This window comes from Mesorhizobium sp. ES1-6 (assembly GCF_020164775.1).
GTDB lineage: Bacteria > Pseudomonadota > Alphaproteobacteria > Rhizobiales > Rhizobiaceae > Mesorhizobium.
The window spans coordinates 126,684-152,468 of sequence record NZ_JAIUGU010000008.1 but is presented as its reverse complement, the minus strand read 5'-3'; the positions used below and the strand labels follow the sequence as shown (position 1 = coordinate 152,468).

The following is a 25,785-nucleotide window of genomic DNA, read 5'->3' as shown; positions in this document are numbered from 1 at the left end:
TGGCGCGCCCGCCATATGTGGTGAAGGGAGACGGCGATGTCCATACAGGCGACCATGGAAGACAAGTTGAACAAGGCGTTTGCGCCGCAGCGGCTGGTCATCATCAACGAAAGTCATCTCCACGCCGGCCATCACCATCATGGTTCGGACCATCACGGCAGCTATGACGGCACCGGCGAGACGCATTTTCGCGTCTGCATCGTGTCGCCGAATTTCGCCGGCATGAGCCGCATCGACCGTCATCGCGCCGTCAACGAACTGCTTGCCGAGGAGTTGAAGGCCGGCGTGCATGCGCTGGCGATCGAGCCGGCGGCGCCGGGCGAACAGACGCGCTGGTAAGAACCGGTCAGATCACCGCTTCGATCAGGAACGGGCCCGGCCGCGACAGAGCGCTTTCAACAAGGGCGTCAAACCGCTCGCAAGTGTCGGCGCGGGCGGCTTCCACGCCCATTCCCTTGGCCAGCGAAACCCAGTCGAGTGCCGGATTGTCGAGGTCGAGCATGCGCCTCGCATTCTCGCCGATCGCGTTCACACCGACATTACGCATCTCGCCATGCAGGATCGCGTAGGTGCGGTTGGAAAAGACGATCGTCACCACGTCGAGATTTTCCCGCGCCTGCGTCCACAAGCCCTGCACCGTATACATGCCGCTGCCGTCGGCCTCGAGATTGACCACCTTGCGGCCGGGACAGGCGATTGCCGCACCCGTCGCCAGCGGAATGCCGCCGCCGATCGATCCACCCGTGCCCATCATGTAATCGTGCGGCGCGGCAAAGGCCGACAGTGCGAAGAAGCGTCGCGCCGAAGTGACGGCCTCGTCGCAGACGATCGCGTCGGCCGGCAGCCTTCTCGCGACCGACAGTGCGATGGCGTCTTCCGTCAGCCGGCCGTTCGGCGTTGTCTCGTCGGGAAAGGCGCTGGCAGCCACCGTCGGTTGCGACGGTTTGACGCCAAGTTCACCGCGAAGCGCGTCCAGCGCCGCATGCAGGTCCTGGCCATGGGCGGCAAGCGTCAGCACCTGGCAGTCGTCACGGACAAGCCGTCCCGGCTTTCCCGGATAGGCGAAGAAGGCGACCGGCTCCTTGCCGCCGACCAGCACCAGAACATCGATATCCCTAAGCACTGCCGTCGCCGCGTCGACCGGATAGGGAATGCGCGTCGGCGCGACATGCCCTCGCCCGCGCTGCATCCGCGCGATCAGGACCTCGCTGAACAGCCTGACATCGCAGGCCGTCGAAATCTGGCCGGCGATCTCGAGCGCATCGGCCCGTGCCGCCCGCCCGCGAACGATCATGCCGACGCGGCCAGGCGTGGAGCGGATCGCGGCGGCCACCGCGCGCACGGCATCCAAGTCGATGGCGGGTGCCGGTGAAAGGACGACCTTGCCGGGCGAGGCTGGGCTGGCATCACCCCAGGCCGCGTCCGCCGGCAGGATCAGCGTGGTGACGCCGGGCGGCGTCAGCGAGGCGCGAAAGGCTGCCTCGGTGGCCGGCCGCACGTCGGCCGGGCCTTCGATCCTGCGCACGAAGCTCGACATCGGCGTCGCCAAGCCTTCAATATCGCTGGTCAGCGGCGCGTCGAGCGGCAAATGATAGGAGGCATGGTCCCCGACGATGTTGATCATCGGGCTCCTGGCGCGCCTTGCATTGTGCATGTTGGCGAGCCCATTGGCGAGGCCCGGCCCGGTATGCAGCAACGTAGCGGCGGGACGGTCTGTCATGCGCGCATAGCCGTCGGCCGCACCCGTCACCACGCCCTCGAACAGGCCGAGCACGCATCGCATCTCAGGCTTGCGGTCGAGCGCGGCGACGAAATGCATTTCGGACGTGCCGGGATTGGCGAAGCAGACCGTCACATCGTTGGCCAGCAGCACGTCGCACAGGACATCGGCACCGTTCATGCAATTTGTCTCCCACTCACGAAGAGCAATTGCACCCACGGATGTCCACACGACAATATCCCGCAACCGCTTTTGGCATGATCCAGTTACAGAATGGGCGAGCGTAAGCCGGTCAGCCGACCGTCGATTTCAGGAACGCCAGCGCCGCGGTGGTCAGCGCATCGCCATCCCTGCCGAAATCGCGGTTGATCGACATATGCGTATAGGCGCTGCCGTCGAACAGCGTCACCTCGGTGCCTGTGGCTCGCAGGCGCTCGGCAAAGGCCGTGGACTGCTCGCCGCGACCGTCGGCGCGCGAATAGGCGATGAAGGTCGGCGGATGCTTGCGGTCGTCCACATGGGTCGCCGGCGACAGCGCCGCCCATTCCGAAGGATCGGAAAAGACCCGCGCATAGGCCCGCACCATGCCGCCATTCCTGGCGAGCGCGGCGAGATCATAGGCCCGGGTATCGTCGAGGAGCAGGCCGGCGACGCCCGGCAATCCGCCGCGCATGCCGGTCAGGGCAATCAAATGGCAGCCGGCCGAATGGCCCATGCCGACGATGCGGTTGGGGTCGCCGCCATGTTGGGCGATGTTGGCCCTGACATAGGCATAAGCCTTCTCGACGTCGCCGGCCTGTGTGGCGACATCGGCCTGCGGCAGCATGCGGTAGTCGATGGAGACGAAGCAGAAGCCGTTGGCGAGCAGGAAGGCCGGCTTGGCGCCCACCTGGCTGCGTTTGCCGAACTCCCAGGCGCCGCCATGGACGAAAAAGACGACAGGCAGGTTTCTCGTGCCATCGGGCGCGTAGATGTCGAGCTTGGCGGGACCATAGTCGAGAGTTTCGGGGGATGGCTTATCCCGCGCCTCCGCCGTGCCGGCAGGCAACAGAGCGGCCATCGAAGCCAGGAGCAAAGTTCGCCGATCGATCGTCATTGGCGAAGAATGCATTCCGGCGGACGAGAGTTCCCGTGAAGGATCGGGAAGGTGACCGCTTTAACCGCCGCCGGCCGGCCGGATCCTGACCCTGGCAATCCGGTTCTTGTCGCGTTTCATGACGACGAAGCGCTTGCCATGGAACGTAAAAGCCTGCTTCTCCTCGGGGATCGATTGGGCTTCGTGGATGACGAGGCCGGCGATCGTGGTCGCCTCCTCGTCGGGCAGGTTCCAGTCGAGCGCCCGGTTGAGATCGCGGATCGGCACCGTGCCGTCGACGACGACGGAGCCGTCGGCCTCCTGCTTGACGCCCTGAATGTCGACATCGTGCTCGTCGGCGATTTCGCCGACGATCTCCTCGATAATGTCCTCCAGCGTCACCAGCCCCTCGACCTCACCATATTCGTCGACGACGATGGCAAAATGCGCCTTGCGGCGCAGGAAGGCGTTGAGCTGTTCCTGCAAGGTGGTGGTGTCGGGCACGAACCAGGGTTTTGACGCGATCTTCATCACGTCGATTTGCGAAAAATCGTTGCCGACTTCGTTCAGCGCGCGCAGCAGGTCCTTGGCGTGCAATACGCCGACAATGTTGTCGAGCGAACCCTTCCATAAGGGCATGCGGGTGTGCGGGCTCTGCAGGATCTCGCGCACCACCGCTTCCGGCGCATTGTCGGCATTGACCGAGCGCATATTGGTGCGGTGGACCATGACGTCGGAAACTTCGAGCTCTTCGAGGTCGAACAGGCCGCCGATGCGGGCGCGGTCCTCGCGCACCACCAGGCCGTCGCGGCGGAAATCGTCGACCGCGCCACGCAATTCGTCCTGGCTGGAGCGCTGCGGTTCGATGCGCGACAGTTCATAGCCGAACATGGCGAGGAGGCGGGTGCGCACGGCAACGACCAGCACGACGAGTATGGCAAGAACGGCGACGACGACCCAGCCGGTGTCCATCTCAGCCGGCTTTCCCGTTGGCTGGATGGTTTTCCCTGAGGAACGACAGCACTTCCGAGGCCGGCACGTCCTTGGCGATGAAGGCCTGGCCAATGCCGCGCGTCAGGATGAAGGTCAGCGCCCCGCGCGACACCTTCTTGTCCTGGGTGATGAAGGCGAGCAGCGCCTCCGCGTCGGGCAAATCGCCCGGAATGTCGGCCATCCGCCATGGCAGCCCGACGGCACGCAAATGCGCCTCGACGCGGGCCGCGTCGTCGGGGCTGGCTAGGTTGAGCCGTGACGAGAACCGGTGCGCCAGCGCCATGCCGATGGCGACCCCCTCGCCGTGGACGAGACGGGTTCCGTCATACTGCGTGGCGGCTTCGAGCGCGTGGCCGAATGTGTGGCCAAGATTGAGCAAGGCGCGGTCACCGGTCTCGAACTCGTCGCGGGCAACGACATCGGCCTTGGCGCGGCAGGCCTCGGCAATGGCCTGCGCCCTTTCCGGTCCGCCGGCGAACACCTTTTCCCAGTTCGCTTCCAGCCAGGCGAAGAATTCCGGCCGGTCGATCAGCCCGTATTTGGCAAGCTCGGCATAGCCGGCGCGGAATTCGCGAATCGGCAGCGTGTTGAGCACTTCGGTGTCGGCCAGCACCAGCCTGGGCTGCAGGAAGACGCCGACAAGGTTCTTGCCGCGCGGGCTGTTGATGCCGGTCTTGCCGCCAACCGAGGAATCGACCTGCGCCAGCAGCGAGGTCGGAACCTGCACGAAATTCATGCCGCGCCGCACGATGCCGGCGGCAAAACCTGTGAGATCGCCGATGACGCCGCCGCCAAGCGCGATGACGACGTCGCCGCGCTCCAGCCTGGCTGCCAGAACGCCATCGACGACCTCTTCGAGATGGGCAAAGCTCTTGGTCTTCTCGCCGGGCGGCATGGTGATGACGGTGGGCTGGATACCACCCTTCTCGAGCCCTGCCTTCAGCGTATCGAGATGCGCGGCGGCGACATTCTCGTCGGTGACGACGGCGGCGCGCGTGCCGGGCAGCCGTCGTGAAATCTCGGCGCCGGCGCCCGACAACAGGCCCGAGCCGATCAATATGTCGTAGGCCCGGTCGCCCAGCCCGACCTCGACGATGACGGGTTGTTCAGCGCTCACGATTCGACCTCGCCTGCCGCCGCAATCTCGTCAATGCCGAAATGCCGGCACAGCGCTGACACCACTTCGGCCGCGATGATCTCCTTGCGGTCGTCACGGGTCGGCACGGTGACGTCAGCGGTCGCATAGACCGGATAACGTTCGCTCATCAGCCGCTCCAGAACGGCACGGGGATCGGCGCTTTTGAGCAGCGGCCTGTTCTGCTTCTTCGAAACGCGGTCCATCAGAAGGTCGAGTTCCGCTTTCAGCCAGACCGAGACGCCATGGGCGGCAACGGCTTCGCGCGTCTGCGCGTTCATGAAGGCGCCGCCGCCGGTCGACAGCACCTGCGGCCCGTTTTCAAGCACGCGCAGGATGACGCGCTGTTCCAGGGCCCTGAACTCGGTCTCGCCATAGCGCTCGAATAGTTCGGGGACGGTCATCCGCGACACGCTCTCGATCTCCTGGTCGCTGTCGATGAAGGGCAGCGAAAGCATGGTCGCCACCTTGCGGCCGATCGCCGTCTTGCCGGCGCCCATCAGGCCGACGAAGACAATGGACCGGCCGCCCAGCCGGCCAAGCAGCGCGGCCTGGGTCTCGCCTGGAGGATTTGCCTGTAGAGCGTTCATCAGCTGTTTCTTGGGCCCTCTTTGCCGGCGTATCGACATGAAAAGCCGGTTTGCGTCAAGCTTGCAGAGTGCCTTGGGCTGATATGGACAGAGCGACGCTTGCATCAGAAGTTGCTAACAGCGGTCCGCTTCTTCCTTGAATTGGCCGGATTGGCGTCCCATAAGGGCACAGGGTTTGGAAACGCAGAATAAGAAGACGGGCGAGAATTGATGCCGACACTGTTTCGCTTTGTCGTGATAGCAGCGATTCTGGCCGGCATTGCCTATGGTACGATGTTCGCCCTGGTGATGTTCGTGGAGCCGAAAAAAGCCGAGATGAGCGTGCGCATCCCCCAGGAAAAGCTGAACCCCAAGAAAAACTGATCTCGAAACCAAAAACTGACCTCGGAACCTGATCCTTGAAGGCAATGAACAGCGCCGCCCGCATCGAGGCCTTCCTGGAAATGATGAGCGCCGAGCGGGGCGCGGCTGAGAACACGCTGTCGTCGTATCGCCGCGACCTGGAGGATGCTTCGCAAGAAATCGGTGGCGGGCTCGCCGGTGCGGCTGCCGCCGATATCCGCGCCTATCTCGACGACATCGCAGCGCGCGGCTTCGCGCCGACCTCGCAGGCGCGCAAACTGTCGGCGATCCGCCAGTTTTTCAAGTTCCTCTATGCAGAGGGCCTGCGCGGCGACGATCCGACCGGCACGCTGGACAGTCCCAAAAAGGGCCGCCCGCTGCCCAAGACGATGAGCGAGGCCGAAACCGGCCGGCTGATCGACCGCGCCGCGCACGAGGCCGGCGATGCCGGGCTCGGTTATGCCGACAGGCTGGCGGCCTTGCGCCTGCACGCGCTGGTCGAGGTGCTCTACGCGACAGGCCTGCGCGTTTCCGAGCTGGTCGGCCTGCCGGTGACCGTGGCCCAGCGCGACGACCGTTTCTTCATGGTGCGCGGCAAGGGCGACAAGGAACGCATGGTGCCGCTATCGGCCAAGGCGCGGGCGGCTATGCGGAGCTGGCTTGACGCTCGCGCCAAGCTGCCTGCCTTCGCCGACAGCCCGTTCCTGTTTCCGGCGGCATCCGACAGCGGCTATCTTTCGCGCCAGGTCTTTGCCCGTGACCTGAAAGGGCTGGCGGCGCGCGCCGGCATTGCCTCGGCCAAGATCTCGCCCCACGTGCTGCGCCACGCTTTCGCCAGTCACCTCCTGCAGAACGGCGCCGATCTCAGGGCCGTGCAGCAACTGCTTGGCCATGCCGACATATCGACGACACAGATTTACACCCATGTGCTGGAAGAGCGGCTGGTGCGGCTGGTCAACGATCATCATCCGCTTGCCGATTAGGCCTCATATCGCTATGTGAGGACGACATTTCACCGCCCGGAGCCTTGGTTTCAACGGTTCCGCGGTCCTTGCCTTCCGACGTATCGGTCCGCTCAAGCATGTACAATTACCTCGATTTCGAAAAGCCGGTGCAGGATCTCGAGCTCAAGATCCTCGAGCTCAAGAAGCTTGCCGAGAACGGCGAGGCGGTCGATGTCGCCGATGAGATCACCAGGCTCGAGAAGCGCTCGCGCGACGCGCTGCGCGAACTCTACAAGGCGCTGACGCCGTGGCAGAAGGTGCAGGTGGCGCGCCACTCCGACCGGCCGCATTGCGTCGACTACATCAAGGGCCTGTTCAGCGATTTCACGCCACTCGCCGGCGACCGCAATTTCGGCGAGGACCAGGCGATCGTCGGCGGCTTCGCCCGTTTCCGCGGCGAACCGGTGGCGATCCTCGGCCAGGAAAAGGGTTCCGACACGACAAGCCGGCTGAAGCACAATTTCGGCTCTGTGCGGCCCGAAGGTTACCGCAAGGCGGTGCGGCTGATGGAGCTTGCCGACCGTTTCAAGATCCCGCTTCTGACCCTGGTCGACACGGCGGGCGCCTATCCCGGCGTCGGCGCCGAGGAGCGCGGCCAGGCCGAAGCCATTGCCCGCTCGACCTCCGCCTGCCTGGCGCTCAAAGTGCCGTCGATCTCGGTGGTCATCGGCGAAGGCGGCTCGGGCGGCGCCATCGCGATCGCCACCGCCAACCGCGTCTATATGCTCGAACATGCGATCTATTCGGTGATTTCGCCCGAGGGTGCCGCCTCGATCCTGTGGCGCGACACGACCCGCTCCAAGGATGCGGCGACCAATATGAAGATCACCGCCCAGGACCTGCTTGAGCTGAAGATCATCGACGCCATCATCCCCGAGCCGATGGGCGGCGCCCAGCGCGCGCCCGAAACGGTGATCGCCGCGACCGGCGACCTCATCGCCAAGACGATGAAGGAATTCGCCGGCGCCAACACCGATTTCCGCGAACAGCGGCGCGAGAAATACCTGGCGATGGGCCGTAGCCTCTGAATTCATGACGGCGGCGAAGCTTCGGAACCCGTCTGCCCGCGTTAATGTGGCGGCAATAAGCAATTTCGCCACAAAAATGCCGCCCCATTCGGGTCAATGAAAGTGCCGCGAGGGGTTGTCCGAGGCTTGCGGTAAGGAATTTTCAAGGTTAACGGGCGTACGGTCCGTGGGTGTTCAGCATGCGGGTCCGGCTGTTTTCAAGCCATGGGCTCGAAGGAAAGACATAGCCGTATCCATGTTTGCCAAGCTCGCCCGCACCGGAGTCCTCATTGCCTCGATAGTCGTTGCCGGCTGCAATGATTCGTCGATGAAGGATTTCGCCCCTGAGGCCAACAAGCCGCTGCCCGACAAGATCCTTGTCGACATGAGAGCCAAGGGCATGGTCCGCACCTCCTCGGTGATGGCGCGCATCTTCAAGGAAGAAGGCAAGCTCGAAATCTGGAAGGCCAAGACCAACGGCCGCTACGACATGGTGGCGAGCTACGATATCTGCAAATGGTCGGGTAAGCTCGGGCCGAAATACACGGAGGGCGACCGCCAGGCGCCGGAAGGTTTTTACACGGTGCGGCCATCGCAGATGAACCCGCGCTCGAACTACCATTTGTCCTTCAACATCGGCTTTCCCAACGCCTATGACCGCGCCAATGGCCGTACCGGCCAGAACCTGATGGTCCATGGCGCCTGCTCGTCGTCGGGCTGCTATTCGATGACCGATGCGCAGATCGAGCAGATCTATGCCTTCGGCCGCGACGCCTTCCAGGGCGGGCAGACCGAGTTCCAGATCCAGGCTTTTCCGTTCCGCATGACCGCGGCCAACATGGCGCGCTACCGCAACGACCCGAATTACGAATTCTGGAAGATGCTCAAGGTCGGTTACGACAATTTCGAGGTCACCAAGGTGCCGCCGAAGGTCGACGTCTGCGAAAAGCGCTATGTCTTCAACCAGGTCGCCGCCGATGGGCAGACCTTCGATCCGACCGGCCCCTGCCCGGCGACCACGCAACCGGATTCGCTGAAGAGCGCCTACAACGCCTATCAGAGCACCTATGACGCGGCCTTCAACAGCGCGCTCAAGGCCAGCGTGCCGCCCCCCAAGCCGACGATTGCCGGCATCAAGGAAGCCAGCATCGTCTCCGACTGGTCCAAGCGCCGGGCCCGTGGCGAGCGCGTGCCGATCGATCCGCCGTCGCTCAACACCGACGGTTCGGTGACCGAGACGGCGCGCATGGGCCGCATCGATTCGCCCGCCGGACGCAAGATGGCGGCACTCGACGCCGAAAAGGCCGCCAAGGAGAAAGCTGAGCGAGAACGGCTGGCGGCGATAGAAGCGGCAAAGGCGGCGAAGGAAGCAGCCAAGGCGCAGGCGATAGCAGAAAAGGAAGCAGCCAAGGCGCAAGCGGTGGCTGCAAAGGAAGCCGCCAAGGCCGCCAAGGAAGCTCCCGTCGCCACCGCGACCATCGCTGCTCCGACGGAAGCCCAGCCGGCCGAAACGCAGGCCGCCAGCGCCGATGAGAGCCGGGTGACGAAGCTGAAGAACAAGCTGCTCGGCATGTTCGGCGGCTGATCGCCGTGGCCAGCGACACCGTCTATGATCTGAAGGGGCTGAACTGCCCTCTGCCCGTGCTGAAGGCGAAGAAGCGGCTGGCAGGCATGCGGCCGGGCAGCCGGCTCTGGCTGGAAACCACCGACCCGCTGGCCGTCATCGACATCCCCGCCTTCTGCTCGGACGCCGGCCACCAGCTGATTGAAACGGCGGCGATTTCCGGTGGCCATCGCTTTCTGGTCGAGCGCGGCGGGCAATAATCGAAAAAATTACAGCCCGGCGATCGCCAGCGGGTTGTTTTCCAGCGCCGCGCGGTCGGGCGTGTCGACCGACGGCCGGTTGGTGAAGGCGGCGAACAGCCGGCGCACATAGTCTTCCGGCATGTCGAGCGTGATCAGCACCAGCCGCGTGCCGCGCTGGCTGTCCGGCCAGGACGGCAGCCGCGCAGGCGGATGCAGGATCTTCTGCACGCCATGCACGACCAGCGGCCGCGACGGATCCTCCTTGAGTTCGATGACGCCCTTCATGCGCAGCAGGTGCTCGCCATGCGTCGAGCGCAGCAAATCAAGGAACGTCTCTATGGCCGAAAACGGCACCGGTCCTTCATGGACCAGCGAATAGGAGCGTACGCGTTGGTCATGCCTATGACCATGATCGTGGCTGTGCCCATGATCATGGTCTGCATGGTCATGATCGCGATGGTGATGGTCATGATCATGCGCGGCTTCCTCGCCGAGCCAGCGCCGCACGTCGGCTGATTTGGTCGCCGGATTGTAGAGCCCGCAATCGAACAGCGCCGCTACCCCGGTTCTCGTCTCCCCGACATCGAGCAGTTGAGCCGAGGGATTGATCTGCCGCAGGCGCGTCCGCAGCGTTTCGAGATCGCGGGGATCATCGACCAGATCGGCCTTGGAGAGAACGATGCGGTCGGCGACAGCCACCTGCTTGACGGCCTCGACATGGGCATCGAGCGTGGCATTGCCGTTGACCGAATCGACCAGGGTGATGACGCCGTCGAGCCGAAAAGCCTGGACCAGCGCCGGATGCGCCATGATGGACTGCAACACCGGCGCCGGGTCGGCCAGCCCCGTCGTCTCGACGATGACGCGGGCAAGCCGGGCGATACGGCCGGTCTGCAGCCGGTCGACCAGGTCGGCCAGCGTGTCGACCAGCTCGCCACGCACCGTGCAGCACAGGCAGCCATCGGAAAGCTGGATGATGCCGTCCGAGGCCTGCTCGACCAGCAGATGGTCGATCGCCACCTCGCCATACTCGTTGATGATGACCGCGGTATCGGCCAGCGCCGGATCCTTGAGCAGCCGGTTGAGCAATGTCGTTTTGCCGGCGCCGAGGAAGCCGGTCAGCACCGAGACAGGAATCGGAAAACCGCTCATTGGTTAATTCGCGACCTTGACCGGCTGGTCGCCTTGCGCGGCGGCACCCACGACTTTCGGACCCGTGCCGGCGGGTACCGGCTTGTCGGGCCGCCAGGTCGGGATCGGCACGTCGGCATATTCCTGCGTGCCCTCGTCGAGGATCGCTTTCGGCGCCGGACCGGTGGCGCCGCCAAGGCCGACGGCAACCAGTGTCGGCACGTGATCGAGCTTCTCCCGATAGGGCGATTTAGGCTCGTTCTTGGCGGCGGCGGGCGGCGCCTCGGACTGCTCCGCCTTCGTCTTCTTCTTGCAAACCTCGTCATGCATGTCGTTGGGCGAGATCAGGTCACCGTAAGGAGCAAGCGTAGTGACAGTGGTGGACCCGGCGGCAGGCGCGTCAAAGCCCTGATCGAGCAATTTGGCCGCGGTTTCGGCACGGCTGACCGCCGACTTCTCGCCGAGCACGACCGCCACCAGCGTGCGCCCGTTGCGTGTCGCCGAACCGATCATGTTGAAGCCGGACGGGCAGACGAAGCCGGTCTTCATGCCGTCGGCGCCGGGATAGCGGCCGATCAGGAGATTGTAGTTCGGAATGGCTTTCTTGCCGACAGCAAGCCCCTCGATCGAGAACCATGGCGCATATTGCGGAAACTCGCGGCGGATCGCCATCACCAGTATCGAAAGGTCGCGCGCCGTCGTGTACTGGTCGGGCGAGTAAAGGCCGTTCGGGTTGACGAAATGGGTGCCGTTCATGCCGAGCCGGGCCGCCTCGGCGTTCATCCTTTCGGCAAAGGCTGCCTGCGAGCCGCCGACATTCTCGCCGACCGCCATGGCTATGTCATTGGCCGATTTGACCAACATCATCTTCAGCGCATTGTCGAGCCGCATCACGGAGCCGGGCTTGAAACCCATTTTGCTCGGCGGTTCGCCGGCCGAGTGTTTTGTCACCTTGATCGGCGAATCGAGCTGGACTTCCCCGGCCGCGATCGCCCGGAAGGTCACATAGGCGGTCATCAGCTTGCTGAGCGAGGCCGGGTACCAGCGCTTGAACGCATCCTGATGCTGCAGGATCTGGCCGCTCTTGAGGTCGAAGACCACCACCGGATTGGCCAGCCCCGGCCCCGCCAGGACCGACAGCATGATTGCGCCAGCCGAGAATAATTTGAGGAAATGCCTGTGCCGCATGGTCGAATCCGAAATCGCCTCTTGCCGTGATTGCCCCTGGCTCCGTAAGATTTCGTTACGTGACCGCCAGCATAAGGATCCGACCCTCAAAAACCGGACCGCATTATTGCGGTGCTATTTACCCTATGTGACGCCAACATGGCAAAGCGCTCGACAATCACAATTCCAAAACATCGGGCTGAAGCCGGCTGCACCAACAACGAAATGGAACCATCATGCCAATCCTGAACCGCGCCGCCGAAATGCAGGACGAAGTCGCCGGCTGGCGACGGCATCTGCATCAGACGCCAGAACTGAACTTCGATGTCTTCAAGACGGCGGCCTTCGTCACCGAAAAGCTGAAAGAGTTCGGCTGCGACGATGTGGTGACGGGCCTCGGCAAGACAGGCGTCGTCGGCATCATCCGCGGCCGTCAGGGCGAAGGTCCCACGATCGGGCTGCGCGCCGACATGGACGCATTGCCGCTCAAGGAGATCACCGGCAAGCCCTACGCGTCGACCATTCCAGGCAAGATGCATGCCTGCGGTCATGACGGCCACACCGCGATGCTCCTCGGGGCGGCGAAATATCTCGCCGAGACGCGCAATTTCGCCGGCTCCGTGGCGGTGATCTTCCAGCCGGCGGAAGAAGGCGGCGGCGGCGGCAACGAGATGGTCAAGGACGGCATGATGGAGCGCTTCGACATCGCGAAAGTGTTCGGTATGCACAACATGCCGGGCCTGCCGGTCGGCCAGTTCGCCATCCGCCCGGGCCCGATCATGGCGGCGACGGCCGAATTCACCATTACCGTGAAAGGCAAGGGCGGCCATGCGGCGATGCCGCACGGCACGATCGACCCGATCGTCATCACCAGCCAGCTCGTCGGCGCCCTGCAGACGATCGCCTCGCGCAGCACCGATCCGGTCGAGGCCGTGGTGGTGTCGGTGACCAAGTTCCACGCCGGCGACGCCTACAACATCATCCCGGAATCGGCCGAGATCGCCGGCACCGTGCGCACGCTGAAGAAGGAAGTGGCCAAGAAGTCGGAAGAACGGATCCGCGCGATCTGCGCGGGGCTGGCCACCGCCTATGGCGCGACGATCGAAGTCGACTATGACGCGAACTATCCGGTGACCTTCAACCACGCAAATGAAACGATCTTCGCCAGCGATGTGGCCGCCGACGTGGCGGGCGACGCCCAGGTGCATCGCGAGATCCAGCCGGTAATGGGCGGCGAGGATTTCTCCTACATGCTGGAAGCCCGGCCCGGAGCCTTCATCTTCATCGGCAATGGCGAGACCGCCGGGCTCCACAACCCGGCCTATGACTTCAACGACGAAGCCATCCCGCACGGCATGAGCTATTGGGTGAAACTGGCGGAGACGGCGCTGGCCGCCTGACGCCTCTGATCAGGACAGCCGGCCGAATTGCCTTCGGCCGGCCTCTTGGCGAAACGATCCGAAGCGGCTATGTGTCGGGCCGCGTGGTCCCGTAGCTCAGTAGGATAGAGCGGCAGATTCCTAATCTGTAGGTCACAGGTTCGATTCCTGTCGGGATCACCAATGCTTTCGAGGACTTACTGGAAAATCCCGTACTTTTTCAGGCTGGTTGGGGAATAATTAGTACGGCGAATTCCGCAGGCTCTTGTGGCTTGGGCGGGCCTCCTCGATAATTCGTGTGCTCGCACCGCTTTAGCCGGCGGCCCTTCACGAACAGCGGAGGGCCGACACCAAGACACGTCTGTGACCTATTGCCCGCTCCGAGCGGCAGGCGTTCCTCTCGGGGGAGACTGGCCACTTCACAGCCAGGTAGCGTTCTACGACAACGGCGATCGTGTTTGGCGCCACAGCCACCATCGCCGGGACACCGTCATCGTGACAAGTTTCGTCCATCGTTACCACCACAACCGCCCCGTGGTCATTCAGCAGAACAACGGCGACAATAACCGCCTGCCGACCCCGGCTGCGTGCGGCCGGGTGTGGCGGGCGACTGTCGATAGCAATGTGCATGCCAGCGGATCGAACTGTCGTTCCGCTGGATCAAGCAGCACCTGAATATCGGAAATTCCTCTGCAACAACGACAATGCCATCTACCCTGCGGCTCTTCGCAGCGATGATCGCCTATGCGCTGCTACGCGTCGCAGCCAGTGCATGCTGCATCGCATGAATATCCTGCGCTCCCTAACTTGGTCCCATTGTCTGTTCGAGCGCCGGACGATCCAGGCCATCACCAAGCCGCCACTGGTCAGTTCAATCCGGCGAACGGACCGAAGATCCCAAATGGGACGGGCTTCCAATATGTATAAATCTCCTTGCGCAAGAGGCGTGTGCGGCAACCGGCGGGTACCTCAAGCGCGCCGACCGCGCGTGAATATGGAACGAAAACGATAGCGACTTTGCGCTGGCGCGCCGCCCAGCCCAATCCGATACGCCTGCGCCGCTAGTGTCGCCTCGGTGAAGAAGCGAAGAATCGGCGGTCCCGACGTCAGCCCCAATATCGGCTATGATTTTTCCTCTGAAGGAAGAGAGACCCGTTCACGTATGGACTGCTCTGTCTTGCCGACCGCGGACTTGACGATGTCACCGATCTGGTCGGCCACCGTGCCTGCACCGCCAGCTTCCTGCTTGACCGTGTCAAAAGCGTCTGCGGCAACCTGCCTGGCCTGGTCGAGACCTTGGTCGAGCATCGCCTTCGAGGTGTCGCGGAGCTTGTCGCGATAGCCACCCAGTTGCTCATCCTCCATAGCGGTATGAGGCAACATGGCACCTATCGCCGCGCCGATGGCAAGGCCGACCGCCGCAACGGCCAAGGGCTGATCGTTCAACAGGTCTTGTGCCGAGCGGCTGGCTTTCGCAGCCATGTCGCCAGCGGTCGATCCTGCACTGGCAGCATTGCTCGTCAGTCCTTCGGCGGCGCCGCTTGCTGCGCCTGAAATGGCTGCGCCAACGCTGCTTGCGGCCGACGAGAGCGATTCAGCGGTTCCGGAGAGCGTGCTGCCCAAGCCGCCGCCCTCGGCCTCGTCACGCCCGCTGGACGGGGTTGGCGCCGTATAGCCAGTCCGGCCACGGCTGCCGTTCGACGCGCCGCTGCCCAGCATCAGCCAAGCCAGACCCGCGCCCACCATGGTTACCGGCAACGGATTGTCCCTGACCTGTGTTCTCAGGTTGTTGAGCATGGCCGAACTCTCTCCTCCGGAGAAGATGCCGGCGAATTCGTCAAGCAATTGTCCCGGTGTCATTTTGCCTCGAATGGATTCGGCGGTTTCCACCACCCTGGCGCGCGCGGCCTCAGCCTCGCGTTCGAGTTCGGCTGCGGATTTCTCGGTCATCTCACTTGTTCCTTGATCACAGTCGCGTCGCGCCTGAGCTGTTCCTGGGTCCGGTCGGGAGTAAGTTCGGAAGGCGCCATGCTTGCCATGCCGGTACGCAACAGAATGACGCCAAGAATTGCCACCACCACGCCGACCAACAGGGAGGACCACCCCGCGCCCAGCCCTGCCCGCGTCAATGCGATGACCAGTGCCTGGAGCAGCACGATCAGAGCCGCGAGCAGGCAGATGGCCCCTCCAAGCACCTCGGCGGCGCCAGTTCCCGTCTTGGTAAGCTTTTCAGAGAGCTCCGCCCGCAGAAGCCTGGCTTCGGTTTGTACCAGCGTGGTGACGTTTTGCGCCAGATCGGTCACCAGGGTGGCGAGGCTGGGATTGTCTTGAGGGTTCATCTGTCTTGCTCCCCATACCGCGTGTCCAGATCGTCAACGCCGCCGCCGAGCCCTTGGACCCCGTCGGGCGACCAGCCAGCAGTTTCGCCGGTCTGGGAGTCGGCACCACCTGAGGCACTTCGAGATGCTTTGGGGCTACCCGGCGGGGAAGCTTTGATGAACCGACCCAGCGCCAATCCGGCCAATACGGACCCGGCAAGCAGGACACCTGGGTTTTGCCGGCCGAAGGACTGCACATCCTCAAGCACTTGGCCGAACGGCTTTTGTTTCAACGAGGAAGAAAGCCGCTCCAGGCCGCCGGCGGCATCCAAGGCGAATTTCGATGCGGTCCTTTCATCGTTGTTGGCTAGGTGATCGCTGGCCGCACGTAGGGCGCCGCCCAACGCCGCCAAGCTCGATCCGATGTCGCGCTGCGTTTCCTCCGCCTTGTCGGAGACGACCTGCGTGGCTTCTGCAGCATACTCGCCGGCCTTGCGGGTCAGTTCGTCGCGAGCATCGTGAAGCAACTCGCTCGCGCGCTCTTTTTCCTGGCTAAGCCGATCGGAAACATCACTTGTATCCCTGTCGAAATCGGTGGGTTTACGGCCCTGGCCGTCATTGCTTTGCATGGGTCACCTAGTGAAAACCGAGGAAGGAGAGGACCGCGAGCACGACAACGACGAGGCCGATGAGATAGATGACACTGTTCATGGGCACGTTCCTCCTTGGCAGCCCAACTTCATGGACCCTGCGATGTTCCGTCGACGCAGAGCTTTTTGCGATCCAGGAACAATGCAGGAAGATTGGTCCGGAGCGCCGCCAGTCCGTCATCGAGATGAACTGCTTCGGCCCGAAAGGTCTCCTCTGAGCACGCATGCCTTCCAAGTCGATTCTACTGAGCCACCGACGAAGTACGCTTGAGAGAAATCGTTTGATCAGAGTAGGGTCCATCGTTCCCATCCGAACGCAGGACCGAAATGACCCGCAACCCTATCGAGACGCTGTCCAGCCGCGCGCGGCGCTGGGCGATCGCACTGACCGAGCAGAAAAGCGTCACCGGCACCGACGGCGAAGCTGCGTTCGGGCCCTGGTTGGCGGCGGAACTGCGAGAGGAGACGGCATTTCAGAACGCCGAGGTCTGGACCATCGAGGTCGCACCTCAGGACGGCCGTCACTGCGTGGCGATGCTTCTGCGCGGCACCGGTCGCTCGACCGTCCTCTTGACCGGTCACTACGACACTGTCGGGACAAGCGACTACGGACAGTTGGAACCCTTGGCCACGCGGCCCGACGCCCTGACAAAGGAATTGCGCGATTCTCTCGCCGCCGCCAAGGCGCCATCCGCCATTCTGGCGCACCAAGATTTCGCGGGCGGCGACTTCCTTGCCGGACGCGGCCTTCTCGACATGAAGGCTGGCCTTGCAGCGGGGCTGGCCGTATGCGCCGAATTTGCCGAAAGCGCAAAGCCGGCTGGAAATCTGCTTTTTATCGCCGTGCCGGACGAGGAGAACAATTCCGCCGGCGCCCGCAAGGCGGCACAGGCGCTGCCTGGACTCTGTAAAGAGCGCGACCTCGATTTGCTCGCGGTGATCAATCTCGACGCGATCGCGGATGATGGCGACGGCGGCAAGGGTCGCGTCATCGCTCTGGGAACCGTCGGCAAGCTGCTTCCAGCCGCCTGCGTGGTCGGTGTTCCCACACATAGCGGCTTTCCCTTGAATGGTCTCAATGCCGGCGCGATCGCCGCGGCAATCGCCGCGCGGATCGAATGGGCGCCCGAGCTCACCGACATGTGCGGCACCGGAACCGGCACCCCGCCCAGCCTGCTCGGGATACGGGACGGAAAGACCGGATATGATGTCACGACACCGCGGACCGCCCATGCCACGTTCAATGTGCTGAGTTATCGCCGCGCGCCCAGTGAGGTGCTCGACCGGTTCGACAGCCTATGCGCCGAAGCGGCCTCGCGTCTTTTACAGGAGCTCCGGCGCCGCGTCTCTGGTCAGCACGAAACAGGTCTGCTTGAGGTGGTGCAATCTATCCCCGTCCATCGGTATGAGACTCTGCTGGCGCGTCTCGAAGAACCGGAGCGGCTGCGGCTCGAAGCTGTTTCCGCGTCGATCGCCGCCGGCGACCAGCCCCTGCCCGAGAAGTGCCGGCTGATAACCGAGCAAGCTTGGGAACTCAGCCGTTTGGCCGGGCCAGCCATCGTGACCGGCTTCGGATCGATACCCTATCTGCCGACGAACCTTTCCGCGCAGCCGGCAGCCGCCCGGCTGCGAGCCGCTGCCATCGAAGTGGCCGACGAGGCAGCGGCACGCCACGGGTGTATGGTCACCTGCGCGGACTATTTCGCCGGGATTTCAGACATGAGCTTCTTTGGCGAAGCGGCCGAACCCTCCCTTGATATCGTCGCCCGCAACACGCCAGCCTGGAAAGACAGCGTGCGCTGGCCTCTCACGCGAGCCCTGGCCAACATGCCGACGATCAATATCGGTCCGTGGGGACGCGATTATCACACGCCGCTCGAGCGATTGCATGTCGGCTATGCGTTCGACGTCCTGCCGCAGCTCATTCGCGATGTCTGCGCCAGGCTCCTTCGGCCCGACGCGTCCTGACGAGCACGAAGCGCACAAAGCGGAAGCGGCCGCATTCGCCGCCCCTTCCGCCCGCGGCCATGACTATTCGGCTGCCTTCCTGTCGAACATCTGCTCGCTCTGCGCGCCAGAGCTTGGCCGCGGCGGCGAAAGCATTGGCTCCTCGCCCATCGGCGCACCGGGCACCAGGGAGAACTCGCCCTTGCCGTCCATCGACGGGCCTTCGCTCCAGCGTCCCTGCGCTGGTGCGACACCTTCGACGAAGCAGTTGATGAAGGCATAGGATACGTCCTGATGCTCTTTCTCCTGCGGGAAGGAATTAGGCACCGGCAGAGACGCGGTCAGGCCGCCCATGTCCTCGATCGCCGCCAGCCACTGCTGCTGATGCATGGTGTCGCGCGCAATGAGGAATGACAGCATATCCTTCATTCCGGCATCGTTGGTCATGTTGTAGAGGCGGGTCGCGAGCACGCGGCCGCTACCTTCCGCGGTAACGTTGGCGACCAGCAGCCGATTGCCTCGTGTCAGCGGAGCTCAATTGGGCGACGGCGACAGCCGCTCCGGCCGTTCGAGGTGGTCCTGCCGGCCGGCAGCCCGGGATCAGGCAACCTTGGAAAACAGGGCTACGTCACATCGGGCCAAGCCATAACGCCACCGGTGATCGGTCGCGGCAACCCGGCTCTGGTAAAACAGGGAAAGCTGGCTGCCTTCGATCATCACCGTTGAATGACCATTCTCGCCTGGCTGGCCTGGTTCGAGCACCGGGCCGATCGACACGTAAGGTCCGGCAACCTCGTCAGCGATGGCGAAAAATACCCGCTGCCGGTTCCCACGAAGGCCGTTTGGCAAGAAGCAAGTGGCGTTCAGAAGCACGCGGCCATCTGGCAACTCGACCAGTTGCGCACCTTCAATGCCCCATTCATAGTCGGGGTCCTCTCTCGTATTGTGATGAGGAACATCAGTGTGATCGAGGATCTTGCCGATCCGCTTCCACGGACCGAACCACGAGTCCGATTGGCTGCGTGCGAGATAGATGTCGGGCTGCGGCACCCTGTTGAATTTCGGCATGGCCGAGTAAACGAGATAGCGCTTGCCACCAATGACCGCCGGATGCGGATCGTAGATGCCATCCTCCTCGGTATCGGGGATCGCAAGAATGGCCGGGCTGAGAACCACCCAATGGAAGCCGTCATTGGAAACCGCGTGCTCGCAGCGGCCGCCGGACTTCATGAACTCGGTCTGGATGAACATGTGGAAGACGCCACTTTCGTGAATGACGCCAGGAGCCGCGACCCCCGTCCCGTTGATGGGAAGCTCGATTGCTTCATGCTCGGCCCAAGGCCCATAAAGGTCGGGCGCCGTCGCATGCAGGATCCTCCACGTTTCGGTCGTCACCGTGCCGCTTGAGCCGAAGACATGCCACAGCCTGCCATCGAAGACGGGACATGGGTCCTTGAGGTCATCCACGCTTTGCGGATGAAACAGCGGAAACACGTTGGTATCGAAGTCGATCTTCATCTTAGCCCCGGAATTTGCCCTTGCCCCGAACCCCGCCCGATGCCGCGGGCGAATCAAATTGGTGTCCGGCACATTTTATAGCCAGCAAGTTCAACACAAATACGGCAAAGGCGGTTCTCCACCAGCAAACCTGTTCGGGGGCAGTTTCGGTAACCCCGCCATTTGACACAGCCAGTCTGCCTCCGCACAGCCACCGCTTTGCATTCGTCCAGCCAAGCGGCGACCGAGGCTCTCCGTTTCACCTTGGAACAACTCACCTGCCCGAAAGTTAGGAGCTGAAACCGAAGTCTAGTTCTCCCTCATCCACGATTAACAAATGTTAGTCGCAACACAAACGACCGTCTATAAAAGGAATATCTCAATGGAAGCAGCCTTGGGCAGGGTAACCGTCAGTAAACAAGCTGGCAGGCAAAATCTACTGGTTTGCTTCTCTCACTTAAGGTGGAATTTCGTTCATCAGCGCCCGCAGCATCTCCTCACCCTCGCATCCATGCAGCAGAGGGTTGTCTACTTTGAAGAACCTCTCTTCGAAGAACTTTCGCAGCCGCTATTGCGGACGAGCGAGGTCTCGCCAAACATTCTGATTGCGACACCAGTGCTCCCGGTCGGCACGTCGGCCGCGAAGGCAGATGCCGCGCAGCGGAGATTTGTTCAGCAGACAATCGCTTCCATGCCGCACAGCCGGCTGATCGCTTGGTATTACACGCCGATGGCTCTTCGTTTCACGGAGTACCTCGAGCCAGACATATGCGTCTATGATTGTATGGACGAACTCTCGGCGTTCAAGAATGCGCCGCCCGAACTGGGGCAGATGGAAAAGGCGCTTCTGAACCGTGCCGATCTCGTTTTCACCGGCGGCCTAAGCCTGTTCGAGACCAAGCGCCACCTGCATCACGCGATCTATCCCTTTCCAAGCAGCATCGATGTGAACCACTTTCACAAGGCCAGGAAGCCGGGAAAAGATCCAGTCGATCAAGCCGACATTCCTCACCCCAGGGTGGGTTATTTCGGTGTCATTGACGAGCGGCTGGACGTCAGTCTTGTGGCTCAGGCGGCGGACGCCATGCCCGACGTCCATTTCGTCATGCTCGGCCCGGTGGTCAAGATCGACCCTGCTAGCCTGCCGCAGGCAGATAATCTTCACTGGCTGGGCGGGAAAGCCTACTGCGACCTGCCCGACTATCTGCGCCATTGGGATGCCGGCTGGATGCCGTTCGCGCTCAACGAAGCGACCCGGTTCATCAGCCCGACCAAGACGCCGGAATTCCTGGCGGCGGGGCTGCCAGTAGTCTCGACGGCAATCGTCGATGTGGTGCGCAGCTACGGCGCTGCTGGACTTGTGGAAATCGCCGATAGCGATGATCTGGAAACCAAACTCCGCTCGGCCCTTTCGCGACCGCGTCAGATGCTCCTGCAGCAAGTCGACGCCTACCTTGCGGACACCTCCTGGGAACGAACATGGAATGCCATGGCAGGTCACATCGAGCGCGCCCATGAACGCAAGAAAGTCATCCCTCTTCGCAGGAGCGCATAGCATGTTCGATTGGCTGGTCGTCGGAGCAGGTTTTGCCGGCAGCGTGCTTGCCGAACGAATAGCCTCGCAGCGTCACGAGAGCGTCCTGCTTGTCGATCGCCGCGGCCATGTAGGCGGCAACGCGTACGATTGCTACAACGAAGCCGGCATCCTGATCCACCGCTACGGTCCGCATATCTTCCACACCAACAGCCAAGCCATCGTGGACTACCTGTCGCAGTTCACCGAATGGCGCTCATACGAGCACAGGGTGTTGGCGGCGGTGGACGGGAAGCTCGTTCCCATCCCGATCAATCTCGACACGATCAACCGCCTTTATGAGCTGGACCTGACCTCGGCACAGTTGGAGGAATTCTTTGCGTCGCGACGCGAGACGGTAGAAGACGTTCGCACGGCCGAGGACGTCGTTGTCAGCACGGTTGGCCGCGAGCTCTATGAGAAATTTTTCCGTGGCTACACAAGGAAGCAATGGGGCGTCGATCCCGGTCAACTGAGCAAATCGGTGACCGCACGGGTGCCGACCAGGACCAACCATGATGACCGCTATTTCAGCGACAGCTTCCAGAAAATGCCGGCCGGCGGATACACAAGGATGTTCGAACGCATGCTCGATCATCCGAACATCAAGATCATGCTGCAGACCGATTTTCGCGAAATTCGTGAGAAGATTCCGTTCAGGCGCATGATCTATACTGGCCCAATCGACGAATATTTCGAGTGGCAGCTCGGGCATCTTCCCTATCGCTCGCTGCGTTTCGAGCACGTTACACTGGACTGCGAGCAGTTTCAGCCGGTCGCCGTCGTCAACTATCCACAGACGCAAGATTACACTCGCATCACGGAATACAAACATCTGACCGGCCAGCAGAACTCGCGGACCAGCCTGACGTACGAATATCCCACGAATATCGGGGATCCGTATTACCCGGTGCCGCGCGCCGAAAACGAAGCACTGTACAAGCGCTATGAAGCGCTCGCCGCAACTTGTCCCGACGTATGGTTTGTCGGCCGCCTGGCAACATACCGCTACTACAACATGGATCAGGTGGTCGGACAGGCTCTGGCCACTTTCGCCCGCATCCAAAAAAGTGTCCCCGAATGGACGAGCAAGAGGGAGGCGCCGTTGACGGATCTCTCAGTAAGCTCGTCTGCACACGGGAGCTAGAGATTGGGCGCAATTGCCGTGCGATCACGTGTTCGAAGGCATGATCGGCTCTATTTCAGAGAGAAGCGATCCACGCCGTTTGAGCCATCGCTAGTGGGGTTCGACGGCGGGAGACTTGACGAATTCGACACCGGCGACGGGCTCGACGATGATGCAGCTGAACGCGTGGTTAGAACGCTTCGCTCGCAGGGACAACAGCCCACATGGAAAGTTGGGCCACCGGTGGGCTGGTCGGCGCCGTCCATGCAGTTGAGCATTATGAAATCGCGCACTACGGCACGTTGATTGCCTGGGCCGAACAGCTTGGCAAAAGCGGTATCGTCAAACTCCTCAACGAGACACTAAAGAGGAGGTGGCGACGGATGAAGCGCTTTCCAGTTTAGGCGAAGGCGGTGTGAATGAGCGCGCCTTGGAGCAAGCCGCCTAGGTGAAATCGCCCGGCGCTAGGTCACCGGGCGATTTTCGGCCCGTCGGCCGGTCGGACAACGACGTCGTCGCCGCTTCCATGGTTCGGTCGTGCAGGTGGGTGCATTCGTCGCTGAACGAATTTGCGCAGATCGATTACTGTATTCCAGTTTCGCAGTAGGATCAGACCCTATTATTCCCACCTCTGGCGCGACCGTCGCAGCCAGAGAGACAGAATTCGCCTTAGGGCCGATTGATTGCGCGGCCGTCGTCGCGATCAACTTCGGGTGCGTATTCGCCTGCATCGGCATCGAAACCGGTCCAGCCGTCGGCCTCGTACATTCTGCGGCGTTCAGCCACATCGACCGATCGGGATTGACCCAAAATCTCCTCGGCATTCGGCACGAGTTCGTCCTCCACCTTGGCCGTCACCAAGGTGCCCCCGCGGCGTACACCTTCCGCATACACGTGTGCATCCCGCTCGGACACGCCCGACTCCGTCAGAGCGCCGATAATGCCGCCGGCTGCTCCGCCAGCCACGGCACCGGCAACCGCCCCGGCGGCGGTGGCGGCGAGCCATCCGGCCGCGACCACCGGGCCGACGCCCGGAATGGCCATGATGCCCAGTCCCGTGAGAAGGCCACCGGCACCGCCGATCACCGCACCGATTCCCGCACCGCTCCCCGCATCCTCGGCGGCCTCGGAACGGTTTGCGTCATACCAGTCGTCCGAGTTGTTGGCGACGATGCTGATATTGGAATGCGGAACTCCCGTCGCTTCAAGCTCGCCGACCGCATCGGCCGCGTCTTCATAATTGTCGAACAGTCCGGTTACAGTCTTCATGTGATTTCTCCTGATCCATGCTCACTTGCTTGCGGCAACGACGTTGCCCTGGTAGTCGAGCCCAACGTTGAGGTTTTCGCCTCCTTTGGCCGCCTGGCCGCGCCAGATGCCCTGATCGTCCTTGGTAAGCTTTGACACGTTTGAATAGCCCGCATCCTCGATTCGGCTCTTGGCCTGGGCTTCGGTGAAGCTGTTCGCGCCGGGAACGAGAGCGGCGGCGTTGGCAGTGTTGTCGGTCTTCGCCGCCGGCGTTGTCGCTCCTGTGACGGCATCTTGCCCGGCGGCGATCTTTTCGATCGTCTGCTGGTGCATCTTCAGCGTCCCCACAGTTTCCTGGGCGAAAGTCTTGAGCGCGGCGTTGTCACCGCCGCTGGCATAATCTTCAAACAGCTTGACGGCTTCGTCATGTGCCTTGCGCTGCGCGTCGACATAGGCCGGATCGATCGGCGCCTGGGCGTTCTTGAGCTTGTCCAGATCGCCCTGGTGCTTGGCATCGAGCGCCGGCGGTACTTTCAGTTTCTGCTGGCCCGCGACCGCCTCCAGCTTGGCATTGGCTGCGCCGTGATCCCGGATCATCATCTGGGCAAAATCCTTGATGCGCTGGTCTTGGGCCTTGTCCAGGGCAATCTGGCTCGAGTCGACTTCGAACTTGCCACCGACGGCGGCCTTGTCGACAAAATCCTGCGCGCTGTCGGCAGCAAATGCAGGCATTGCAAAAGCGACGGAAGCAACTGCGAGGGATGCGAGAAGATATCGTGTTTTCATCAGCTTTGTCCTTGTCAGTGAGCAAATTTGCGTTGCGTCCTAACAAGACAGGATGCGCTTTGTTCCCCATCCAGACGACACGCCGGCGGACCAGCAGCGCCACAATCCGTGAAGAGCCGTCGAGCGTGGGCGAAAAAAAGCAACCATGGAAACGAGTGGCTTCGGGACGCAGCCATTCCAACGCCGGATACGCTGGAACAAATCGACGATCGCGGCGTTGGAAGCCGGTCTGCGCGCCTCGGCCTACTCGGGCAGGATTTGTAGACCACGGGGCAGGTATTGGAGGGGCATGTGCGTACGGGCCACTTTAGAAAGCCGATCATCATTCAACCTGGCCGCATCGACCGCGACAGGGTCGTGGTCTCTGTGTCCGATGCCGCCGAAGTGCTGCTGCGGGACTGGCCAAAGCCGAAATCCGAAATGCGTCTTGCCGCGATCAAGGCGTGCCTTGCCGTGATGCGTGGCGAAAAGCCTGCCAAGGTCGCAAGACAGGCGTTCATCGTTGCGGCTAGGGACGCCAGGATTCTGCTCGAGCACATCTAGCCTTGCAAACCACCGCCGCGGATCTGGCAGAGTATGGTTCGAAGGAGAGAGGTCATGGCCAAGATTTCAGACCCCACACCTGCCTCTGCCAGAGGTGAGATTCAGGCGGGAACGACGCAGGACAAAACGCCGGGCTTCGATCCCTCCGTTGCTCCGTTGGAAACCGACGCCGAGGCGGCTGACACTAGAAATCCGACCACTGAAGCAGACCCGCCACGTTCCCGCCTGCCAAAATTCGAGAACGAGGCCAGCTTCGCCAACGCGATGCTGCCGGTCGAAAGCGAACCGGAATTACGGCCTCAAAGCAACTGGCCGCTGTTGATCATCGCGGCCGTCGTTTTGATTGCGGCAGCGGTGTTTCTGCTCGCCAGCATGCTGCGCTGAAAAAGTTCACGACCATCCGAAGCGACGACCTAGTCGCGAAAATCGGGCGCGCTCTTCATGCTGGCAAGTTCAGTCATCGGGCACAGCAGGCGCGGCCGCGCAGGGTCGGAGATGTCGAGCTTGTCCCAAGGGATCCGGTATAGACCATCGCGGCGGCGCAACCGGAAAAGATCAAGCACCGCCACACCTATAGCCGAGGCCGAAAGACGTTCGAAAGCGGCGTAGATGCCGACGTGGAATTCGGTAACGACGAAATCGTCGCCATCCGGTTCGGCGCGGATTTCCTCGATATAGCCGATACTCTTGCCCCGCTGCGAAAACACGCGTCGCCCGGCCAGATGTTCGAGGTTTACCATGGTCATCG

At 62.4% G+C, this 25,785-nt stretch carries 26 protein-coding genes, 1 tRNA gene and 3 pseudogenes; 15 read left to right on the top strand and 15 right to left on the bottom strand.

Annotated features, from left to right (window positions below):
• Positions 1-36 precede the first annotated feature (36 nt).
• Positions 37-339, top strand: coding sequence for a BolA family protein (locus tag LB564_RS20360; protein ID WP_224540417.1), 303 nt, complete (start codon positions 37-39; stop codon positions 337-339).
• Between the two features lie 7 nt (positions 340-346).
• Here the strand turns inward: LB564_RS20360 and LB564_RS20355 are convergent, their stop codons facing one another.
• The 5 genes from LB564_RS20355 to LB564_RS20335 form a co-directional block, all read right to left on the bottom strand.
• On the bottom strand, positions 347-1,900 hold the full coding sequence (locus LB564_RS20355; protein ID WP_224540415.1) for an acetolactate synthase large subunit: 1,554 nt from the start codon (positions 1,898-1,900) through the stop codon (positions 347-349).
• A gap of 112 nt (positions 1,901-2,012) precedes the next feature.
• Positions 2,013-2,816, bottom strand: coding sequence for an alpha/beta hydrolase (locus LB564_RS20350; protein WP_224559447.1), 804 nt, complete (start codon positions 2,814-2,816; stop codon positions 2,013-2,015).
• Positions 2,817-2,876: 60 nt separating this feature from the next.
• Positions 2,877-3,767 (bottom strand): HlyC/CorC family transporter, encoded by an 891-nt coding sequence (locus LB564_RS20345; protein ID WP_140708368.1) that lies wholly within the window; start codon positions 3,765-3,767, stop codon positions 2,877-2,879.
• 1 nt (position 3,768) lies between these two features.
• On the bottom strand, positions 3,769-4,905 hold the full coding sequence (gene aroB, locus LB564_RS20340) for a 3-dehydroquinate synthase (RefSeq protein WP_224540411.1): 1,137 nt from the start codon (positions 4,903-4,905) through the stop codon (positions 3,769-3,771).
• Complete coding sequence (locus LB564_RS20335) at positions 4,902-5,513, bottom strand: shikimate kinase (RefSeq protein ID WP_224540410.1); 612 nt, start codon at positions 5,511-5,513, stop codon at positions 4,902-4,904. Before LB564_RS20335 ends, aroB begins: the two co-directional genes overlap by 4 nt.
• A gap of 210 nt (positions 5,514-5,723) precedes the next feature.
• Here LB564_RS20335 and LB564_RS20330 point away from each other — a divergent pair, with 210 nt between their 5' ends.
• From LB564_RS20330 to LB564_RS20310, 5 genes are all read left to right on the top strand, one after another.
• The gene (locus LB564_RS20330; RefSeq protein ID WP_140708362.1) at positions 5,724-5,876 is read left to right on the top strand and encodes a histidine kinase; all 153 of its coding nucleotides are present in this window, start codon (positions 5,724-5,726) and stop codon (positions 5,874-5,876) included.
• A gap of 44 nt (positions 5,877-5,920) precedes the next feature.
• Complete coding sequence (locus LB564_RS20325; protein WP_140708360.1) at positions 5,921-6,838, top strand: site-specific tyrosine recombinase XerD; 918 nt, start codon at positions 5,921-5,923, stop codon at positions 6,836-6,838.
• A gap of 98 nt (positions 6,839-6,936) precedes the next feature.
• Positions 6,937-7,887 carry an acetyl-CoA carboxylase carboxyltransferase subunit alpha gene (locus LB564_RS20320; protein ID WP_224540408.1) on the top strand — a complete coding sequence of 317 codons (951 nt, stop codon included), beginning with the start codon at positions 6,937-6,939 and terminating at the stop codon, positions 7,885-7,887.
• A gap of 235 nt (positions 7,888-8,122) precedes the next feature.
• A complete protein-coding gene (locus LB564_RS20315) occupies positions 8,123-9,451 on the top strand; it encodes a murein L,D-transpeptidase family protein (RefSeq protein ID WP_224540405.1) in 1,329 nt (442 codons plus the stop codon).
• A gap of 5 nt (positions 9,452-9,456) precedes the next feature.
• Positions 9,457-9,690 carry a sulfurtransferase TusA family protein gene (locus LB564_RS20310; protein ID WP_181173778.1) on the top strand — a complete coding sequence of 78 codons (234 nt, stop codon included), beginning with the start codon at positions 9,457-9,459 and terminating at the stop codon, positions 9,688-9,690.
• A 9-nt stretch (positions 9,691-9,699) separates the two neighbouring features.
• Here the strand turns inward: LB564_RS20310 and LB564_RS20305 are convergent, their stop codons facing one another.
• The gene (locus tag LB564_RS20305; RefSeq protein WP_224540403.1) at positions 9,700-10,824 is read right to left on the bottom strand and encodes a CobW family GTP-binding protein; all 1,125 of its coding nucleotides are present in this window, start codon (positions 10,822-10,824) and stop codon (positions 9,700-9,702) included.
• A 3-nt stretch (positions 10,825-10,827) separates the two neighbouring features.
• A complete protein-coding gene (locus LB564_RS20300) occupies positions 10,828-11,991 on the bottom strand; it encodes a D-alanyl-D-alanine carboxypeptidase family protein (RefSeq protein WP_224540401.1) in 1,164 nt (387 codons plus the stop codon).
• A 215-nt stretch (positions 11,992-12,206) separates the two neighbouring features.
• Between LB564_RS20300 and LB564_RS20295 the strand changes: the two genes are divergently transcribed.
• The 3 genes and pseudogenes from LB564_RS20295 to LB564_RS31755 all read left to right on the top strand — a co-directional run.
• Positions 12,207-13,370, top strand: coding sequence for a M20 aminoacylase family protein (locus LB564_RS20295; RefSeq protein ID WP_140708348.1), 1,164 nt, complete (start codon positions 12,207-12,209; stop codon positions 13,368-13,370).
• A gap of 85 nt (positions 13,371-13,455) precedes the next feature.
• A tRNA-Arg gene (locus tag LB564_RS20290) sits at positions 13,456-13,532 on the top strand.
• Between the two features lie 452 nt (positions 13,533-13,984).
• Positions 13,985-14,247, top strand: a pseudogene (locus LB564_RS31755) (transposase); the annotation flags it as partial.
• Positions 14,248-14,471: 224 nt separating this feature from the next.
• On the opposite strand, the gene LB564_RS20285 reads toward LB564_RS31755, so the two are convergent.
• Genes LB564_RS20285 through LB564_RS20275 form a run of 3 tightly spaced genes read right to left on the bottom strand, consistent with a single transcriptional unit; the run spans position 14,472 to position 16,296 of the window.
• A complete protein-coding gene (locus LB564_RS20285; protein ID WP_224540398.1) occupies positions 14,472-15,299 on the bottom strand; it encodes a hypothetical protein in 828 nt (275 codons plus the stop codon).
• Positions 15,296-15,688 carry a phage holin family protein gene (locus LB564_RS20280; RefSeq protein ID WP_224540396.1) on the bottom strand — a complete coding sequence of 131 codons (393 nt, stop codon included), beginning with the start codon at positions 15,686-15,688 and terminating at the stop codon, positions 15,296-15,298. The genes LB564_RS20285 and LB564_RS20280 overlap by 4 nt, the downstream gene beginning before the upstream one ends.
• A complete protein-coding gene (locus LB564_RS20275) occupies positions 15,685-16,296 on the bottom strand; it encodes a hypothetical protein (protein ID WP_224540394.1) in 612 nt (203 codons plus the stop codon). Before LB564_RS20275 ends, LB564_RS20280 begins: the two co-directional genes overlap by 4 nt.
• Positions 16,297-16,644: 348 nt before the next feature.
• Here LB564_RS20275 and LB564_RS20270 point away from each other — a divergent pair, with 348 nt between their 5' ends.
• A complete protein-coding gene (locus tag LB564_RS20270) occupies positions 16,645-18,285 on the top strand; it encodes a M20/M25/M40 family metallo-hydrolase (protein ID WP_224540392.1) in 1,641 nt (546 codons plus the stop codon).
• A gap of 63 nt (positions 18,286-18,348) precedes the next feature.
• On the opposite strand, the pseudogene LB564_RS20265 reads toward LB564_RS20270, so the two are convergent.
• Together LB564_RS20265 and LB564_RS20260 are read right to left on the bottom strand one after the other, a co-directional pair.
• Positions 18,349-18,771 (bottom strand): annotated as a pseudogene (locus LB564_RS20265) (manganese catalase family protein); the annotation flags it as partial.
• Positions 18,772-18,864: 93 nt separating this feature from the next.
• Positions 18,865-19,782, bottom strand: a complete 918-nt coding sequence (locus tag LB564_RS20260) for a hypothetical protein (protein WP_181173777.1) — start codon at positions 19,780-19,782, stop codon at positions 18,865-18,867.
• A 361-nt stretch (positions 19,783-20,143) separates the two neighbouring features.
• Here LB564_RS20260 and LB564_RS20255 point away from each other — a divergent pair, with 361 nt between their 5' ends.
• The 3 genes and pseudogenes from LB564_RS20255 to LB564_RS20245 all read left to right on the top strand — a co-directional run.
• Complete coding sequence (locus LB564_RS20255; protein ID WP_224540391.1) at positions 20,144-21,316, top strand: glycosyltransferase; 1,173 nt, start codon at positions 20,144-20,146, stop codon at positions 21,314-21,316.
• A gap of 1 nt (position 21,317) precedes the next feature.
• Positions 21,318-22,481: a UDP-galactopyranose mutase gene (glf, locus tag LB564_RS20250; RefSeq protein ID WP_224540388.1), complete on the top strand. Its 1,164-nt coding sequence runs from the start codon at positions 21,318-21,320 to the stop codon at positions 22,479-22,481.
• Between the two features lie 224 nt (positions 22,482-22,705).
• Positions 22,706-22,908 (top strand): annotated as a pseudogene (locus tag LB564_RS20245) (ferritin-like domain-containing protein); the annotation flags it as partial.
• A 221-nt stretch (positions 22,909-23,129) separates the two neighbouring features.
• On the opposite strand, the gene LB564_RS20240 reads toward LB564_RS20245, so the two are convergent.
• Together LB564_RS20240 and LB564_RS20235 are read right to left on the bottom strand one after the other, a co-directional pair.
• On the bottom strand, positions 23,130-23,729 hold the full coding sequence (locus LB564_RS20240) for a general stress protein (protein WP_224540387.1): 600 nt from the start codon (positions 23,727-23,729) through the stop codon (positions 23,130-23,132).
• 21 nt (positions 23,730-23,750) lie between these two features.
• A complete protein-coding gene (locus LB564_RS20235; RefSeq protein WP_224540385.1) occupies positions 23,751-24,494 on the bottom strand; it encodes a DUF4142 domain-containing protein in 744 nt (247 codons plus the stop codon).
• A 291-nt stretch (positions 24,495-24,785) separates the two neighbouring features.
• On the opposite strand from LB564_RS20235, the gene LB564_RS20230 reads away from it, so the two are divergent.
• Positions 24,786-25,037, top strand: coding sequence for a DUF982 domain-containing protein (locus LB564_RS20230; protein WP_140708329.1), 252 nt, complete (start codon positions 24,786-24,788; stop codon positions 25,035-25,037).
• A gap of 54 nt (positions 25,038-25,091) precedes the next feature.
• Entirely contained in the window at positions 25,092-25,421 is a 330-nt protein-coding gene (locus tag LB564_RS20225; RefSeq protein WP_224540383.1) for a hypothetical protein, read from the top strand.
• 29 nt (positions 25,422-25,450) lie between these two features.
• On the opposite strand, the gene LB564_RS20220 is transcribed toward LB564_RS20225, so the two are convergent.
• Positions 25,451-25,783: a hypothetical protein gene (locus LB564_RS20220; RefSeq protein WP_224540382.1), complete on the bottom strand. Its 333-nt coding sequence runs from the start codon at positions 25,781-25,783 to the stop codon at positions 25,451-25,453.
• Between the last annotated feature and the right edge of the window lie 2 nt (positions 25,784-25,785).

What these genes read in the sequence shown, in the direction of transcription:
- LB564_RS20360 (WP_224540417.1), top strand. Translation starts at nt 37, where the DNA reads ATGTCCATACAGGCGACCATGGAAGACAAGTTGAACAAGGCGTTTGCG.
- LB564_RS20355 (WP_224540415.1), bottom strand. Translation starts at nt 1,900, where the DNA reads ATGAACGGTGCCGATGTCCTGTGCGACGTGCTGCTGGCCAACGATGTG.
- LB564_RS20350 (WP_224559447.1), bottom strand. Translation starts at nt 2,816, where the DNA reads ATGACGATCGATCGGCGAACTTTGCTCCTGGCTTCGATGGCCGCTCTG.
- LB564_RS20345 (WP_140708368.1), bottom strand. Translation starts at nt 3,767, where the DNA reads ATGGACACCGGCTGGGTCGTCGTCGCCGTTCTTGCCATACTCGTCGTG.
- LB564_RS20335 (WP_224540410.1), bottom strand. Translation starts at nt 5,513, where the DNA reads ATGAACGCTCTACAGGCAAATCCTCCAGGCGAGACCCAGGCCGCGCTG.
- LB564_RS20330 (WP_140708362.1), top strand. Translation starts at nt 5,724, where the DNA reads ATGCCGACACTGTTTCGCTTTGTCGTGATAGCAGCGATTCTGGCCGGC.
- LB564_RS20325 (WP_140708360.1), top strand. Translation starts at nt 5,921, where the DNA reads ATGAACAGCGCCGCCCGCATCGAGGCCTTCCTGGAAATGATGAGCGCC.
- LB564_RS20320 (WP_224540408.1), top strand. Translation starts at nt 6,937, where the DNA reads ATGTACAATTACCTCGATTTCGAAAAGCCGGTGCAGGATCTCGAGCTC.
- LB564_RS20315 (WP_224540405.1), top strand. Translation starts at nt 8,123, where the DNA reads ATGTTTGCCAAGCTCGCCCGCACCGGAGTCCTCATTGCCTCGATAGTC.
- LB564_RS20305 (WP_224540403.1), bottom strand. Translation starts at nt 10,824, where the DNA reads ATGAGCGGTTTTCCGATTCCTGTCTCGGTGCTGACCGGCTTCCTCGGC.
- LB564_RS20300 (WP_224540401.1), bottom strand. Translation starts at nt 11,991, where the DNA reads ATGCGGCACAGGCATTTCCTCAAATTATTCTCGGCTGGCGCAATCATG.
- LB564_RS20295 (WP_140708348.1), top strand. Translation starts at nt 12,207, where the DNA reads ATGCCAATCCTGAACCGCGCCGCCGAAATGCAGGACGAAGTCGCCGGC.
- LB564_RS20285 (WP_224540398.1), bottom strand. Translation starts at nt 15,299, where the DNA reads ATGACCGAGAAATCCGCAGCCGAACTCGAACGCGAGGCTGAGGCCGCG.
- LB564_RS20280 (WP_224540396.1), bottom strand. Translation starts at nt 15,688, where the DNA reads ATGAACCCTCAAGACAATCCCAGCCTCGCCACCCTGGTGACCGATCTG.
- LB564_RS20275 (WP_224540394.1), bottom strand. Translation starts at nt 16,296, where the DNA reads ATGCAAAGCAATGACGGCCAGGGCCGTAAACCCACCGATTTCGACAGG.
- LB564_RS20270 (WP_224540392.1), top strand. Translation starts at nt 16,645, where the DNA reads ATGACCCGCAACCCTATCGAGACGCTGTCCAGCCGCGCGCGGCGCTGG.
- LB564_RS20260 (WP_181173777.1), bottom strand. Translation starts at nt 19,782, where the DNA reads ATGAAGATCGACTTCGATACCAACGTGTTTCCGCTGTTTCATCCGCAA.
- LB564_RS20255 (WP_224540391.1), top strand. Translation starts at nt 20,144, where the DNA reads ATGGAAGCAGCCTTGGGCAGGGTAACCGTCAGTAAACAAGCTGGCAGG.
- glf (WP_224540388.1), top strand. Translation starts at nt 21,318, where the DNA reads ATGTTCGATTGGCTGGTCGTCGGAGCAGGTTTTGCCGGCAGCGTGCTT.
- LB564_RS20240 (WP_224540387.1), bottom strand. Translation starts at nt 23,729, where the DNA reads ATGAAGACTGTAACCGGACTGTTCGACAATTATGAAGACGCGGCCGAT.
- LB564_RS20235 (WP_224540385.1), bottom strand. Translation starts at nt 24,494, where the DNA reads ATGAAAACACGATATCTTCTCGCATCCCTCGCAGTTGCTTCCGTCGCT.
- LB564_RS20225 (WP_224540383.1), top strand. Translation starts at nt 25,092, where the DNA reads ATGGCCAAGATTTCAGACCCCACACCTGCCTCTGCCAGAGGTGAGATT.
- LB564_RS20220 (WP_224540382.1), bottom strand. Translation starts at nt 25,783, where the DNA reads ATGACCATGGTAAACCTCGAACATCTGGCCGGGCGACGCGTGTTTTCG.